A 15,478-nucleotide genomic window follows, 5' to 3' on the forward strand; every position below is an offset into this window, starting at 1 on the left:
ATCTCGCAAAGGTAATGAAAGTTTACCTCTAATGATATGAAAATGAAAAGAAATTAACGTTTGTAGGATTTCTTCCGCGCTTCTCTTTCCGAGGCGGTACGCCTCCAGGGCTTATCGCTGTTTTTGCGTTTGTCGAAACGGTCGTAGAAATGACCCTCTTCGTTCCGTCCGCCTTTCCCTTTTCGGGCAAAACTGCCGCCGCCTTTTCGTCCGCCACCTTCACCTTTTTTGCCTTGCGCAGGTTCAACGGAGATGCGTTTGCCATCGATCTCGAAACCGTTCATGCCGTCCATCACGCGCCGGCTTTCCGATTCTTCCACCTCAAAGAAAGAGAAGTTCTCCATCAGGTCGATCTTACCGATACGCACCTTGCCCGGCACGCAGCGGTTGACTAATTCGATCAGTTGGTTGGGATAGAGTCCGTCCGCCTTTCCGAAGTTGAGGAAGAAACGCGTATATCCCGCTTCCGCATCAAAAACACGACGTCCGGCATTGCTATTGCGTCCGGAATTCCCCTTTTCACCGTACTCTTTCCGGCTCTGGCGTTCGTCGACCTCTTCGATTTCATCGGCATCACGATAGTAGTCGAGCATCCGGTTGAACTCCAACGAAACCACCCGCTTGATGATATCCTCTTTATCGAGCCATTCCAGCTTGCGATAAATCGAAGGCATCAGATTTTCTATTTCCTCTTCGTTCACTTTCACCTTTTCGATCTGATCGACTAAGTTCATCAACTGCTTTTCGCAAATAGCGCTTCCACTTGGGATATTCTCCTTTTCAAATTTCTTATTGATGATGCGTTCGATCTCGCGGATCTTTCCTTTTTCCCTGACGTGGCAGATAGAGATGGAGATCCCTGTCTTGCCCGCCCGTCCGGTGCGTCCGCTACGGTGGGTATAGGATTCGGTATCATCGGGCAGTCCGTAGTTGATCACATGCGTCAGGTCGTCTACATCCAGTCCGCGTGCCGCCACATCGGTAGCTACCAGCAATTGCAGGTTCTTGATACGGAACTTCTGCATCACATAGTCGCGTTGTTGTTGGCTCAGCTCACCATGCAATGAATCGGCGTTATAGCCGTCCTGTATCAGTTTGTCGGCAATCTCCTGTGTCTCTTTCCGCGTGCGACAGAAGATGATCCCGTAGATATTGGGGTAGTAATCGGCAATACGTTTCAGCGCTAAATATTTATCCTGCGCGCGCACCATATAATAGACGTGGCGGATATTTTTATTGCCTTCGTTCCGCTTTCCGATCACAATCTCTTTCGGGCTTTTCATGTATTTGCGGGTGATCTGGGCGATCCCCTGCGGCATGGTAGCCGAGAAAAGCAGCATATTGCGTGATTCGGGCACCTGTGCCAGGATGGCGTTGATGCTTTCGGTGAAGCCCATATTGAGCATCTCGTCGGCCTCGTCGAGAATCACATTCTTGACCATACCCAGGTCGACTGTTTTGCGTTCCAATAGGTCGAGCAAACGGCCCGGTGTGGCTACTACCACATGCACGCCGCGTTTCAATGTCTTTATCTGGCTATCGATACTCGATCCCCCGTAGACCGGCAACACCTTTAGCTTTTCCATATACTTGGAATAGTCGTTCAGGTCGTCGGCAATCTGCAAACAAAGTTCACGGGTGGGACATAAAATCAAAGCTTGTGGATAGAGTTGATCGATTTCTATTTTCTGCAGGATCGGAAGCCCGAAAGCGGCTGTTTTACCTGTGCCCGTCTGGGCCAATGCGATCACGTCGTTATCTTCTCCCAGTAATAAAGGAATCACTTCCTCCTGTACCGGCATGGGCGATTCGTAACCCATTTCCTGAATTGCCTTCAATATAGGGGAGGCAACTCCTAATTCTTCAAATGTTTTCAAAAAAATATGATTTATAAATGTCTAGAGGGCGCAAAGGTAGCTAAATAATTCGGATTCACATCAATAAAGCAAAATATCTTTTAGTCGGTCGCGGTCTTTTTCTGAAAATTCAAGCGCTGTTTCCACAAAATTATCAAACGAAGTGTAATCCCGCAATATTTTTTGTCGTACGGGTTGCAGGAAGAGTTCGTTTACGGAAAGCAATGTAGTGATGGCCTCCTGCGATTCGAAACTCAGATCGCGTACCATATAGGCATAGCGCTGCATGATAATATATTCGTTGGAAGCCAGGTAATCTCTTGTCACCATCTGATCGGGAACAGCCAGCAGCTGAAGCAACAGAGTCGACAGATAGCCAGTCGCGTCTTTGCCCAGCGAACAGGAGAAGAGGATCGGGTAATTGTCCTTGTCTAAGAATATCTGCAGAGCCTTGGCAAAGGCTTCGTGGTTGTCGGTGATAAACTTCAGGTACATATCCTGCATATAGACCGTCGCATCGCCTTTGCGCATCTTGCCCTCGCGTAGGAAAGGCTGGATATTCTCCAGGTTCCCGACAGTCAGGGGCAGCGTCACGATCTGCGCCTCTTCGAACGTGATGGGTGAAACATTCATCTCGCCTGCGCTTCTCAGGTCGATAATGGTTTTGAGATGCAGATTGCTCAGCCGCAACGAATCCTGAAAACTCAGGCGGCTGACATCGCCCGACCGGTAGACCTTTCCCCAGCGGATCATCCGGTTTTTTTCGCCTACGTAACCACCCAGGTCGCGCAGGTTTTGCACATTGTCCATGAGCACGGAGCGTGCCCCGACCACCTGTCCATATTTATCGTTGAAAGTAAGGCGGAAATATTGGCGTGTTACATTGTCGTTGGTCACATAGGTAACCACCCCCTGATTGATATCTGCATAAATGGCCGGCTCTTTCCGTGTGAACTTATCCGGATTATTCGATACATATATTTTAACGACCCCTTCCATTGGAGGCGTTGTTTCCCATTTGATCAGATAATTACCAATTCCGTCGCGTAAGCATAATGTCTGAATTTCCGGTGCATTATACTGACATCCGGTCATGATCGCCAGCAGGACGAATGATATAAAAATCCGTTTACTCATAGTATCCTTTGTCGGTGTATTTACGCAAAGATAGTAATTCGAAACGATTCTGGTTTCCCGTTAAGTATTTTTAGTGTCCGGCAATATACTTCAATGCAACTACATATTCATGGCAATCACCGGCAAGGTGGAGTAGTTCGAGGTTCCATTTGCGGAAAAAGCTTTTAATTTTCTAATTTCCGTATAGAATAAATACCTATATAATCATCCCAAAAAGAATAGTATTCATTTAAAAACAGATAGTATAATACAGTAAGGCTTTCATTTTCGCTTAAGCTCTGAGCTATTCTAAACACGCTTCCGTTTTCATAACAATACAATGAAAAAAAAGCGTTAAAGTTCATCTTAGCATAATTATCACTTATAACTGCATTAAGCCTGAAACAACTCTCTGGTAAATCTATATGTATATCTTCATTAAGTATTTTTCGCAAGTAAGTTTTATAGTTCATACTGTACTTATTCTTCAGGTATTCTATTTTTAGAACACGAGGGAATGTTATTTTTTTCTCATTTTTATCTTCGCAGCCAACAAAGAGGTGCAATCCTTCATAACGCGACGGGTGTTCCAGATTCAGAGGTTCATTAGAAAGCGATTCTATTATTTTCTTATGTTTACAGTCATCGCTTCTACACCCTCCTGCCAACAGCATGACGCATAAAAGAAGAAACATACTTATTCTCATGACTATATTGACATTTAATATTTTTTTATCAAAAGAAGCAAATGAGTTTTGATAGTAGCAAACAAGCTTGCCGAGTTATTTATCTCAACTTCTTTTATATACTCCTCGTGTATATACTTCTATCCACTTATCTATTTTTCTTAGCTGTTTTTCCAGCATTTCATAAGAAACTTCCGTTATGATTGCTGTTGTTGTATCAATGGCAACCTCTGTAATAGCACCAGAAGCAACACCTAAGACATGGCTCAGGGTTCCACCAACAAAGATAAGATTATTTATGTAATCCGTAGTCTCGCTTTGGCTCAATGAAGAGGTGTTGATAGCCGAACCGATCACCGGCGAGCGGTGCGAGAGGAAGCGTTTCTTCACCAAGCTTTCGAAGGTTAAGGAGAGAGAGATCTGGCTCCCAACAAAAAAATAGAGCGATTATATGAATATTTCTTTTCACAGATTTGTCTATTCTCATATATATTGCTATCTTTTAATGAGTTCCGTATGGATTTCCAAATTGCATTTTCGGGTCAAGCCAACCTCGTTTTTTCTCTTTTTTTGATGATATTGTTTCTACAAACATCCATTTACCATCTACATCCAAGACTATTACAACACTATCTTCTTGTTTTAATTGAACAATTATTTTAGCATTTGTTGTTGGTTTTTCGTAGAGAGGGACGTCCATGTATTCATCCGTAGCATCATTGTAATTTTTCACCCAAGTTCCTAATGTCCCCTTTTTTACATAATAATCACAATCTTCGCATTGAGAATCTACAGGATTTTCTTCCTCATTGAATTTTATTCTAAAATAATCACCTTGCTTACCTGTAATTATTACTGAATATCCTGTTTCAAAATCAGGAGGAAGGATTGATGATATTATTTCATCTGCTCTCATATATGGGAAAATAGAGTTGGTTGGGGATTTGTATATATCAAACCAAAGAAAATTCGAATTGAACCTACTGCATTCACAATCTTGGGAAAAGAAAAATTGAGGATGGGTAAAAGCTTTTATATTTGGAGTAGAAATCAGAGAGTCTGGCTCTTGACATATCAAGAGTAAATTAGCAAATAACAGTATAAGACTATTCATAACAATAAAATTATCGGTTGATTCTGATTCTTATATTTGAGGATTTTCCTAATTGTTTCAACATCTCTTCAATTATTGCCTCTTGCATTAACAGCTGGACAAGCTTTAGAAACGACGTTATCTCCTTTGTATCAAGCAATTCCATCATTGTTTGTTCGATGAAAAAATATACCTGTCATATAATTAAGCTTAGTTTGCTTATTAAACCTCCCCCTTCTATTGGTAATTTTAAGGTTCCATCAAGGTTTGCTATCTGATAACTTAGAGACCATCCCGTTGCCCCATAATGACTAGTAGCCATATCCTCATAAAAAGCCAAATAATCACCACTAGCCACGGCAGAATTAATTTCTGAATCAGATGACATTGCCAATCCTTTATAAGTTTTAATATCATCAGCACCATTGATCCGAATTTGACATTCCTGCGTCTCTATAGTTTTGAGATCTTTCTCTAACTATTCCATAGTTTTTCCTCAAAAAAACAGACAATAAATATATGTAAAAACAAATCAATATGCAAATAAAAACAGGATTTAGTATTGATCAGATTTGGAAAGAAAGGTAATTAGCGGTTAGTGGGGGGATTCAAATATGGTAATAATTGAAGATTTATAGAAAGAACTATCTCGGCTCCCCTTCTTAGAAAAGAAGGGGGTGGACCATCGCTTGCGATGGTGGGGTAGTTTGATGTATTAAAAATCACACATTTGTTCTGTTTTGTGTATTTGTGACTATCAAAGAAATAGGAAAAACATTTATAAAGAATTCAAATTACCCCACCGCTGCAAGCAGCGGTCCCCCCCTTCTTTTCTAAGAAGGGGAGCTTTTAGATACTGATCTGATATACCTTGTATCTTCAATTTCTTTCCAATCCGAAGATCTCACCGCCTATTTTCGCACCCCTCCTTTTTTAAATGTTAAAAACTCGATTGTAAGCAAAAAGCCCATTTTACTTACAAATCCATACGTTAAAAAGTGTTTCTCCCGGGAGTTTGTCTCCAAAGTCCCGCTTTTTTGCGCGCAAAGTCCCGCCGAAATTACAAATCGTAAATTCGGGGTTTCGCCGGGAATGGGCGATTTAACGTTTGTTTACATTTTGTAAAATGAAAGGATAAAAAGCACATTCTACGGAGGAACGTTTTGTAGTTCTTGCAGTAGTTTGTATATTTGTGTTAATAGAGTAAATCACCGGGTGGAAGAACACAACGATCATATAGATGTTAACTTAGCGAAAGAAGATGTTTTTCGGGACATCTTCGATACATTCTACGTTCCTCTTTGCCTGTTTGCCAATAAATATGTGGAAAACGATGCGGTCGCTGCCGATATTGTGCAGGATTGTTTCGTCAAACTCTGGCAGATCCGCGCGGATTTCTTTTACCTCCATCAGATCAAGTCTTTCCTTTATACTTCGGTGCGCAACAAAGCGCTCAACGAACTCGAGCATAACAAAGTGGTCGATGAATACGCCCACAAATTCTTAGAAAAGAAAAAAGAGAGCTTCTTCCACGATCACCTGATCGAACAGGAGACCTACCGCGTCCTGACCGAAGCCATCGATCGGCTACCGCCACAAACGGCCGCCGTGATGCGCTTAGCCATGGAAGGCATGAAGAACGCCAAAATCGCCGAATCCTTAGGCGTTTCGGAAGATACCGTGAAAACACTCAAGAAAAATGCGTACAAAAAACTACGTGTCTACCTGAAAGAGTATTATTATTTGATTTTTTTATTTGTTTAATTTCCCTTCCCATTCACCCTCTTTTCTGACTTACCTGTTAATATAGTATAAAGGATTTTTAACCTATATACTATATGCTTAAACATAATTTCAGAATAGCCCACCTAATCTCCGGATATATTGCGGAGACACTCACACCGGAAGAGCAACAGGAATTGCACGCCTGGCGCGAAGAATCGGCAGACCATGAACACCTGTTCCAACAAATCCGGAAAGAAGAAAATATAGCCGCCTACCTGCATGAGACCGGGAAATTCCCGAAAGAGGAGGGTTGGAATATGGTAAACAACCGGATTCACTCCTCCCTTCGCCGTAAACAGATTATTCGTATCCTCAGTTATGCCGCCATAATCGCTCTTCCTCTCCTGATCGGCACACTGGTGATCACCCTGAATAAACAACCGGAGGCGCCTATCCTTGCCGATACGGAGCAACCCGTTACCATACTGCCGGGCGAACGCAAAGCTATATTGACATTGGGTAATGGGCAGGTGATCGACCTGCAACAAACCGAACAGATGGAGGTGAACGAAGATGATGGCACTACCATCGGTATCGATCAATCGACACTCAGCTACCAGACGGCAGACAAAAAGACAAAATCACAGGAGGTTATCTACAATAAAATCGATATCCCACACGGCGGCGAATACTCTCTCTTCCTGGCCGATGGGACTAAAGTGTATCTAAATGCCATGAGTTCACTACGCTATCCTGTCCAGTTCACGGGCGACACACGCACCGTTGAATTGGCAGGAGAGGCGTATTTCGAGGTGACCCGGAGCGATAAGCCCTTTATCGTGCAGGTAGGCGAGATGCAGATCGAGGTATTGGGTACCACCTTCAACATCGCGGCTTATCCGGATGAACAAGCCTATACCACCCTGGTGGATGGCCGCGTCAAGGTGTTGGCGCATGCGAACGGGGCAGAGGCGATCCTGAAACCTTCCGAACAGGCGGTGTTCAACACGGCGACGAATGATTTCAGCGTGGCGACCGTCGATGTTTCCCTCTATACCTCCTGGATCAACGGGAAGATACATTTCAGGGACGAACGCCTGGAAGATATTATGAAAGCCCTTTCACGCTGGTATGATATAGAAATTGTCTATAAAGATAAGGAGGCTCGCGACATCCGCTTCGGATGCAATGTGGATCGGTATAATGAGATCAAGCCTTTCCTGGAGCTATTGGAAAAGACCGAAAAGGTAAAGATTTCGATTGATAATAAGCGGATTATTATTCAATCAAAAAAATAATTCCTACTAACTAAATACTAATTGTTTATGAAAAAGAGACTAAAAATGAACAAGAACATGAAGCACTACATGGGTGCGTTCCTGCTCTTTCTGTTCCTGGCCTCAGGAATAGCTCAGGCATCGAATGATGTAATGGCGCAAACGACCGTTACCGCCCGCTTTAGCAACGTCACCTTGAACGACGTTCTTTGGGAACTGAAGAAACAAACGGATTTTACATTTATCTACAGCACCAACGATGTGAAAGAGGTGAAAATTGAGGAGTTGAATGTAGCCGAAGAAGATGTAACCGAAATCCTTGACAAATGTTTGGAAAACACCAACCTAACTTACACGCTGCACAACGGGGTCATCGCTATCCGCAAGACGGCTCCGAAAACAGCACCGGCACAGGCTGTTCCGCAACAGCAAAAGCCGACCCTGCAAGGCTCGGTATTCGATGAGACGGGCGAACCGTTACTCGGGGTGAATATCATGGTGAAAGGCACCACCCTGGGAGGCGTGACCGACATCGATGGTAATTTCGTACTTACCCTAAGCAATAACGAACCGGTCACCATCCAGGTTTCTTATATCGGTTACCAGACACAGGAGCTCCGCGTATCTCCGGGACAGACCCTGCGTATCGTGATGAAAGATGATTCGGAAGTATTGGGCGAAGTGGTCGTGACCGGATATGGTACGTTCAAGAAATCGGCTTTCGCCGGTTCGGCCTCTACCATTAAAATGAACGATAAGATCGATGTGCCGGCAACAGACTTCAAATCGCTGATGCAAGGTAGCGCACCGGGTGTACAGGTGACCAGCACCTCCGGAGCACCGGGTGGTAGTACCAGTATCACTATCCGTGGCTTGGGCTCGTTTAATGCCTCTACCAGCCCACTCTATGTGATCGACGGCGTGCCGGTGATGACCAGCATCTCGACCAGCAGCGACTCGGGAACAGATATCATGAGCTCGCTGAATACCTCCGATATCGAAAATATCACCGTAATTAAGGATGCGGCAGCCGCTTCGTTGTATGGATCGCGTGCAGCTAATGGCGTAGTAGTAATCACTACCAAGTCGGGGAAAGAGGGAAAACCACAGTTCAACCTAAAGGCCGACTGGGGATTCTCTAAATACTCCATGCCGTTCCGCGAAGTGATGGGCGGACAGGAAAGACGGGATACTTTCTGGGAAGGACTCTACAACCAGGGACGTTACCTGAATAAACTCTCCGATGAAGATGCCCGGAAATATGCCGACAACAACATCGACGCTTGGGCTCCCTATCCACAGGCACCGGAAGGCATGAATAAATCGCATCCCGAATACTACAAATGGGCCTCTATCGTCGAGACCGGTTGGGAAGATTGGGAAAAAGCGTTGTTCAACGATAGCGCTCCATACGAGAACTATGAGTTCTCCGCCTCAGGAGGTGACAAGAGAACCTCTTACTATGCCTCCCTGTCGTATAATAACCAGGATGGTATCGTGCGCCAGCAGGGATTCGAACGCATCACCGGACGCGTGAACGTGAAGTATAAAATGACCGACAAACTGCAACTGGGTGCCAACGTGCTTTATTCGAAAATGACCCAGCTATCCAGCTCGGAGAACTTGGCCTATACCTCGCCGATGTACTCTTCGCGTCACAAGAACTCGCCTTCCGATCCGATCTATAACCTGGACGGAACCTACAACGAAAACCTATTGGAAAACGGCAAACGCAATGCGAAGTCGCAATTAGACCTGAACTACAAAGAGACAACAGTCGACCGCAGTTTCAATACTATTTTTGCCAATTATACCTTTATCGATGGCTTGGTGTTTAATACGACCTTCAGTATCGACCGAGTAAATGAAGCTTATAAGTCATGGACCGACCCGCGCTCGACCGACGGTAAAAGCGATAATGGCTCGATGAGCATGCACTCCTCACAATACGACAAAATGGTTTGGAAGAACAACCTGATGTATGACCGGAAGTTCGGCAGTAAGCATAATACAGACTTCCTATTGGGCTATGAAATAGAAGAACAGAAGCGCAAATACCTGAGTGGTTCTATCAAAGACTTCGCAACGGTTGAGAAGCATAATATCTCCAACGGTGCCAATATCAGCGGTCTTTCCGGTTATACCGATAGCGGCTGGCGCTTGGTGTCTTACCTGGGTCGTGTCAACTATAACTACGACAGTAAGTATTACCTGGGGGCAAGTGCCCGTGTCGACGGCAGTTCGCGCCTGCACAGAGATAGCCGCTGGGGTACATTCTGGTCGGTATCCGGCGCCTGGCGTCTGTCGTCCGAAGAGTTTATGGAATCACTGCAAGATGTAGTGAACGATGCCCGTATCCGTGTTTCTTACGGTAGCAACGGAACCCTGCCTTCCGACTATTATGGTTATATGGATCTGGTGCAGTTTGGTTATAAATACAATACCAAACCAGGTATGTTGGAAAGCCAGATCGGTAATAAAGACCTGAAATGGGAAAAGAACTACAACCTCAACGTCGGGGTTGACTTCCGTCTGTTCGACCGCGTAGGTATTACTGTGGAAGGCTATAAGCGTAGAACTTCCGATCTGTTGAACAACCTGCGCCTCTCAAGCGTAACCGGTTTCAGCTCCTTGTTGACCAATATCGGGGAGGTAGAAAACACCGGTATCGAAGTAGACCTGAATGCCGATATCCTCCGCACAAAAGATTTCTCCTGGAATTCGGCGTTGAACTTCGGACATAACAAGAACAAGATCATTGCTCTGGGTAACGATCAGACAGAAATCACCGGATCGTCTACGATTCGCCGGGTGGGTGAGTCATACTACAGCTTCTATGTGAAAGAGTTTGCCGGTATCGACAGCGAAACAGGTTACCCGACCTACTACATCAACGACCCGGAAAACCTGGCCGATCGCAGCACCACCGACGATGCCGGTAAAGCCAATTATATCCTTTACAAACATGCCGATCCGACAATCAGCGGAGGTTGGACAAACTCATTGCGTTACAAATGGTTCGATCTCAGCTTCCTTTGGACATTTACCCTGGGTGGTCACTCTTACGACTCGGGAGCAGGCAAACTGGAACATGCCGGGAAATCGGAAAAAGGAGCGATCCAAACACTCTACCGCGACCGTTGGCGTCAGCCGGGCGACGAGACCAATATCGAAATGTTTATGGTCGGTAACCCTTACAGCATGGCCAGCGTAGTGAACTCACGCCGTATCCACTCGACCGACCACATTCGCCTGAAGAGCCTGACATTCGGCGTTGCTATTCCGAAAACATGGGCAAGAAAGGCTTACTTAGAGAATGTACGCTTCTTCTTCTCCGGAGCTAACCTGTTGACCTTTGCCAAGTATAAAAACTACGACCCGGAAGTAGGACGTAGCGGCAGCGTAGACTTTGAAGCGCCTAAGATGAAGACGCTTACGTTTGGTGTGGATATTAAGTTTTAAACCATTAAAAAGAAGAATACAATGAAACGAATATATTTATTTTCAGCAATCACCAGTCTCTTGTTTCTTTTCTCCGGTTGCGGCAACGACTGGCTGGACGATATGACTCCGGTAACGCAGGTGGAGACAGATAAGAGTTTGAATACCCCGACAGAAGCCGAATATGCCCTGAACGGCATCTATACCGTATTTCGCAACTACCAGTATTATGGCGCCCGCCAGACCTATTATGCCGATGCCAAAGGCGATGATATGCAGGCTCGCGGCGACTCCAAACGCGTAGCGAAATACTACCTCTTCTCGCACAATCCGGTGGATGTTCCCAGCTCTTTCTGGAGCTATCCCTACATCATTATCCGCAACACCAACAATGTGATCCGTTTTACCGATGGTTTCTCTGAAGCGGAAATGACAAGTACCCTGAAAGACATTCGCGGACAGGCATTGACCATCCGTGCGATGGCCCATTTCGACCTGGTGAAGGTGTTCGGAATACCTTATACCAAAGACAACGGCGCTTCGCTGGGTGTGCCTGTTGTGACCGAGAAATTAGAGTATAACGCGCAACTGCCGCGCAATACGGTGGCCGAAGTGTACGCGCAGATCATCGATGACTTAAGAGAAGCGGCAGGCCTTCTCTCCAAATCGAGAAACGATGGCAAGGTGAACTGGTTTGCCAACCAGCTGTTGCTGGCACGTGCCTACCTCTATATGGGCTTGGATACATTTGCTTATAGAACCGCTACCGACCTGATCGCGGAAGCAGAAAAGGGAAGCACCTACAAATTGTTTACCAATAAGGAATACGCTGCCGCCTGGAAACAGTCGACCGGTTCGGAATATTTCTATGTGATCCTCAATGACGCAGCCGAGATCTCCGACTCGAAGGAGTTTGTCAGCTACCTGATGCACCGTTCGGGCTACGATGATATCAGCCTGAGCACCGACTTTATGAAACTGATCAAAGAGGATCCCAACGATGTGCGCATCAAGATCATTGAGCAATACAAGACCGATCGCGACTACTTGAAGAAATATGAGTCGCCCGACTATAAGGTATCTAATATCCCTGTATTGCGTATCTCTGAGGCTTACCTGATCGCTGCTGAGGCGGCTGTTAAATTGGGCGACAAGGCCAATGCCGTGACATACTTGAATGCCATCGTTAGCCGCGCCAATCCGGAGATGAGTGTAACGGAAGAAGAGGTAGACCTCGACCGGGTACTTCTGGAACGCCGCAAAGAGCTGGTGGGCGAAGGACATCGTTTCTACGATGCCATGCGCAACGGTAAAAAGATTGTGCGCGCGGGCAAGTCGCATAGCTCAGCCCTGTTGACACCCGAAACACGCGAATTCGACTGGAATTTCTACAAGATCGTATTGCCGATTCCTCAGTCCGAACTGAATGCAAACCCCCAAATGGAACAAAATCCGGGGTATGGTATTTAAGAAAAGAAGTCAGAGAATGAGCTGATCCAAATAATACTCAACACAAAGGCACGGAAAAGGTAGAATACAGAGGGCACAGAGAAGCGCTATTGGCGCTTTCTCCCTCCGTGAACTCCGTCTTTCAAAATACCTCTTCGTGCCTTTGTGTTTTAAATTATAAAATGAATGACTTTTGGGTTAACTACTTTAACTATCCCCCCTTTAATGAAAACGTTATGAAACTATATCGATTAAACATCTATTTCTTTATTTTATTGTTTTGCTTAGTGGCTTGTGGCTCCGATCAGGAGCCGGCGCCTCAGCCAATCAAGCCGATAGAAAAGCCTAAACCTGTTTTCAGCGCCCCCGATGGTCCCTATCTGTTTCACAATGCCGATGGATCAGTCCGTATGATCGGTTCCGACGAAGCGGGTTATGCGATCGATACTCTGTTTGCCGCCTGGCCGAAAGACTATGCTATGCAGGTGGTTTCACACAACAAAAAGCACCGTTTCACCGTCCGATTGCAACCGTTCGAGCGCCAACCGTGGAAGCAGGAGTCGCCCGAAAAGCTATTGGTTATTTCCGATCCGCACGCCAACTGGGAATGTTTCCTGAGCGTGTTGCAAGCCAATGGCGTGGTCGACGATAACTACGCCTGGAAGTACGGCAAGAACGGCTTGATGATTATCGGTGATATATTCGACCGGGGTGATGATGCCGTGACCATCTTCTGGCTCACCTACAAACTGCAACAGGAAGCACGCGCGGCCGGTGGAGCCGTTCATTTTATCATCGGCAACCATGAATCGATGATCCTGCGCAACGACCTGCGCTATATGACTGAGAAATATACCCAGATCGCCGCTCATTTCGAGATGGACTATGCGAAATTCTTCGGTGCCGACACGGAACTGGGTCGCTGGATCGCTGCTGGCAATACGATGCAGATCATTGGCGACGACCTCTTTGTGCATGCCGGCCTGGGAGAAGCCTTCTATAAGGGAGACTATACGATCCCGTATGTGAACGAACAGATCAGCCAGGGAATATTTTTAGACAAAGATGGAAGAAACAAACTTTCCGAACATTCCGAGTTCCTGTTCTCAAGCAGCAGTAGCCGCGAAGGCGGCCCGGGACCTATCTGGTACCGTGGCATGGTAGGCCGTGATGGTGAAAAGCCCGAACTCGACGAAGCGATTCTCGATGCCCTGTTGGAACGCTATGACGTGAAACGCATCATCGTCGGCCATACCATTTTCCCTGAAGTATCCTTCTTCTACGATGGCAAGGTGGTGGCCGTCAATGTCGACAACAAGAAAAACTACGACCGCCTGGGTAGCCGCGGCATCCTGATCGAAGGGAACAATACGCGAATCATCAACGACAAAGGGGAATAAACCTAAAAAAGCAACCCGATAAATATGTAAATAAACGTTAAATTGCCTGTTTTCGGCAAAACCCCTAAATTACGATTTGTAATTTTGGCGGGACTTTGCGCGCAAAAAAGCGGGACTTTGAAGACAAACTCCCGGGAGAAACACTTTTTAACGTATGGGATTGTAAGCAAAACGGCCGTTTTGCTTACAATCGCTATTTTAACACTTGGGTATTTGTCGTGCGAACACTTTGTGCCTGTTTGTGGTTAAAACAATGTATAATTGTCGTATTTTTAGCCACGAAGCAACACAAATATGCGGAGAATGAAATATACATATATTTATATATTACTGGCAATATCCTTTATAAGTTGTCATAAGAAGGAAGAAACCCCTTCTATGATAAAAGAGATACGTGTGGATTTTTCTAACAAAAAACCATTAGATATATCGAGTATCGAAAGTGATATACAGTTTATACCTCTTGAGACAAATGATTCCTGCCTGATTCATGAAATCAGAAAGATTTGCCTCGTGGACTCTTTGCTTGTTATAGGTGACAATAACTCCATTCTATTTTTTGAGAGCAATGGTCGTTTCAAGAATAAAATTGATAAAAAAGGGAATGGCCCGGAAGAGTATAGTAGGCTATCTGATTTTGACATCGATAGAAAAACGAAAGTCGTTACCATTTTGGACGCAGGGAAAAAGCAACTACTACATTATAATTTTCAAGGCGAGTATCTTGGCCGTACCCCTATCGGTCTGTGGGCGATAAAACTCTTAGACAGAGACAATATGTATTACTTGTATAGTGGGAATCAAGTGTCTGATGAAAACCATTACAAAATAAATATTATTGATAAGTCTTCTGAAAACAGTAGAGGTTTTTATGAAACAGACACTCATAAATCAACGTATTTACATGTTCATAGTGCAGAAAATTTTTGCTTTTCAGACAGTAATATTTATTTCTATGAGGCGTATAATGACACTATTTATAAACTTTTGTCTCAAAAAATGGATCCCCTGTTTTATGTTAATTTTTCGAACAGAAATATTCCTCAGGAACGGTTTAATGCACACTATGAACATATCGCTGATTTCACAGATATCATGAGGAAAAACGAATATGTATATGGCATTTTTAGTCTGGTAGCATACGACAGCAAATTTTTATTTTCATTTTATGACAAAAAAAGATATTTCGCATTGTTCGACGGTCGCAATACAGTTGTTTTTGACCAGGTTATCTCTAAGACAATCTCTTCAAAACAGATCGATTTAAACAAGCATTATATCGAATTGTGGAATGACGAAAACAATATCTTTTTCACATCATACAACTCTTTGTATATTGACAATCAGGAACATATAGAGAATGAAGATTTGAAAGAAAAGATTAAACATTTAAAGGAAGACGACAACGGAATAGTGGGAGTCCTATCCAGATGAA

At 44.7% G+C, this 15,478-nt stretch carries 11 protein-coding genes; 6 read left to right on the top strand and 5 right to left on the bottom strand.

Annotation, left to right across the window (positions count from 1 at the left end; translation table 11 throughout):
* Nucleotides 1-53: 53 nt before the first annotated feature.
* The 5 genes from M2137_RS01090 to M2137_RS01110 form a co-directional block, all read right to left on the bottom strand.
* A complete protein-coding gene (locus tag M2137_RS01090) occupies nucleotides 54-1,820 on the bottom strand; it encodes a DEAD/DEAH box helicase (protein ID WP_280764761.1) in 1,767 nt (588 codons plus the stop codon).
* 117 nt (nucleotides 1,821-1,937) lie between these two features.
* The gene (locus M2137_RS01095; protein WP_280764612.1) at nucleotides 1,938-2,993 is read right to left on the bottom strand and encodes a tyrosine-protein phosphatase; all 1,056 of its coding nucleotides are present in this window, start codon (nucleotides 2,991-2,993) and stop codon (nucleotides 1,938-1,940) included.
* A 164-nt stretch (nucleotides 2,994-3,157) separates the two neighbouring features.
* Nucleotides 3,158-3,679 (bottom strand): hypothetical protein, encoded by a 522-nt coding sequence (locus M2137_RS01100; protein WP_280764613.1) that lies wholly within the window; start codon nucleotides 3,677-3,679, stop codon nucleotides 3,158-3,160.
* 84 nt (nucleotides 3,680-3,763) lie between these two features.
* Nucleotides 3,764-4,051, bottom strand: coding sequence for a hypothetical protein (locus M2137_RS01105; protein WP_280764614.1), 288 nt, complete (start codon nucleotides 4,049-4,051; stop codon nucleotides 3,764-3,766).
* A 109-nt stretch (nucleotides 4,052-4,160) separates the two neighbouring features.
* A complete protein-coding gene (locus tag M2137_RS01110) occupies nucleotides 4,161-4,574 on the bottom strand; it encodes a hypothetical protein (RefSeq protein WP_280764615.1) in 414 nt (137 codons plus the stop codon).
* 1,392 nt (nucleotides 4,575-5,966) lie between these two features.
* Between M2137_RS01110 and M2137_RS01115 the strand changes: the two genes are divergently transcribed.
* The 6 genes from M2137_RS01115 to M2137_RS01140 all read left to right on the top strand — a co-directional run bounded on the left by M2137_RS01115 (nucleotide 5,967) and on the right by M2137_RS01140 (nucleotide 15,477).
* Nucleotides 5,967-6,515 (top strand): RNA polymerase sigma-70 factor, encoded by a 549-nt coding sequence (locus M2137_RS01115; RefSeq protein ID WP_280764616.1) that lies wholly within the window; start codon nucleotides 5,967-5,969, stop codon nucleotides 6,513-6,515.
* A gap of 74 nt (nucleotides 6,516-6,589) precedes the next feature.
* Nucleotides 6,590-7,774, top strand: a complete 1,185-nt coding sequence (locus tag M2137_RS01120; protein WP_280764617.1) for a FecR family protein — start codon at nucleotides 6,590-6,592, stop codon at nucleotides 7,772-7,774.
* Between the two features lie 45 nt (nucleotides 7,775-7,819).
* Entirely contained in the window at nucleotides 7,820-11,215 is a 3,396-nt protein-coding gene (locus M2137_RS01125) for a TonB-dependent receptor (RefSeq protein WP_280764618.1), read from the top strand.
* Between the two features lie 21 nt (nucleotides 11,216-11,236).
* Complete coding sequence (locus M2137_RS01130; protein WP_280764619.1) at nucleotides 11,237-12,664, top strand: RagB/SusD family nutrient uptake outer membrane protein; 1,428 nt, start codon at nucleotides 11,237-11,239, stop codon at nucleotides 12,662-12,664.
* Nucleotides 12,665-12,879: 215 nt separating this feature from the next.
* Entirely contained in the window at nucleotides 12,880-14,043 is a 1,164-nt protein-coding gene (locus M2137_RS01135; protein WP_280764620.1) for a metallophosphoesterase, read from the top strand.
* A gap of 303 nt (nucleotides 14,044-14,346) precedes the next feature.
* Nucleotides 14,347-15,477, top strand: a complete 1,131-nt coding sequence (locus M2137_RS01140; RefSeq protein ID WP_280764621.1) for a 6-bladed beta-propeller — start codon at nucleotides 14,347-14,349, stop codon at nucleotides 15,475-15,477.
* The last annotated feature ends 1 nt before the right edge of the window (nucleotide 15,478 follow it).

The sequence above is a fragment of the Parabacteroides sp. PFB2-10 genome, assembly GCF_029893085.1.
Lineage (GTDB): Bacteria > Bacteroidota > Bacteroidia > Bacteroidales > Tannerellaceae > QVMG01.

Bases quoted from the DNA above. Each gene is read 5' to 3' on its own strand.
- M2137_RS01090 (WP_280764761.1), bottom strand. From the start codon at position 1,820: ATGGGTTACGAATCGCCCATGCCGGTACAGGAGGAAGTGATTCCTTTA.
- M2137_RS01095 (WP_280764612.1), bottom strand. From the start codon at position 2,993: ATGAGTAAACGGATTTTTATATCATTCGTCCTGCTGGCGATCATGACC.
- M2137_RS01100 (WP_280764613.1), bottom strand. From the start codon at position 3,679: ATGAGAATAAGTATGTTTCTTCTTTTATGCGTCATGCTGTTGGCAGGA.
- M2137_RS01110 (WP_280764615.1), bottom strand. From the start codon at position 4,574: ATGAGAGCAGATGAAATAATATCATCAATCCTTCCTCCTGATTTTGAA.
- M2137_RS01120 (WP_280764617.1), top strand. From the start codon at position 6,590: ATGCTTAAACATAATTTCAGAATAGCCCACCTAATCTCCGGATATATT.
- M2137_RS01125 (WP_280764618.1), top strand. From the start codon at position 7,820: ATGAACAAGAACATGAAGCACTACATGGGTGCGTTCCTGCTCTTTCTG.
- M2137_RS01130 (WP_280764619.1), top strand. From the start codon at position 11,237: ATGAAACGAATATATTTATTTTCAGCAATCACCAGTCTCTTGTTTCTT.
- M2137_RS01135 (WP_280764620.1), top strand. From the start codon at position 12,880: ATGAAACTATATCGATTAAACATCTATTTCTTTATTTTATTGTTTTGC.
- M2137_RS01140 (WP_280764621.1), top strand. From the start codon at position 14,347: ATGAAATATACATATATTTATATATTACTGGCAATATCCTTTATAAGT.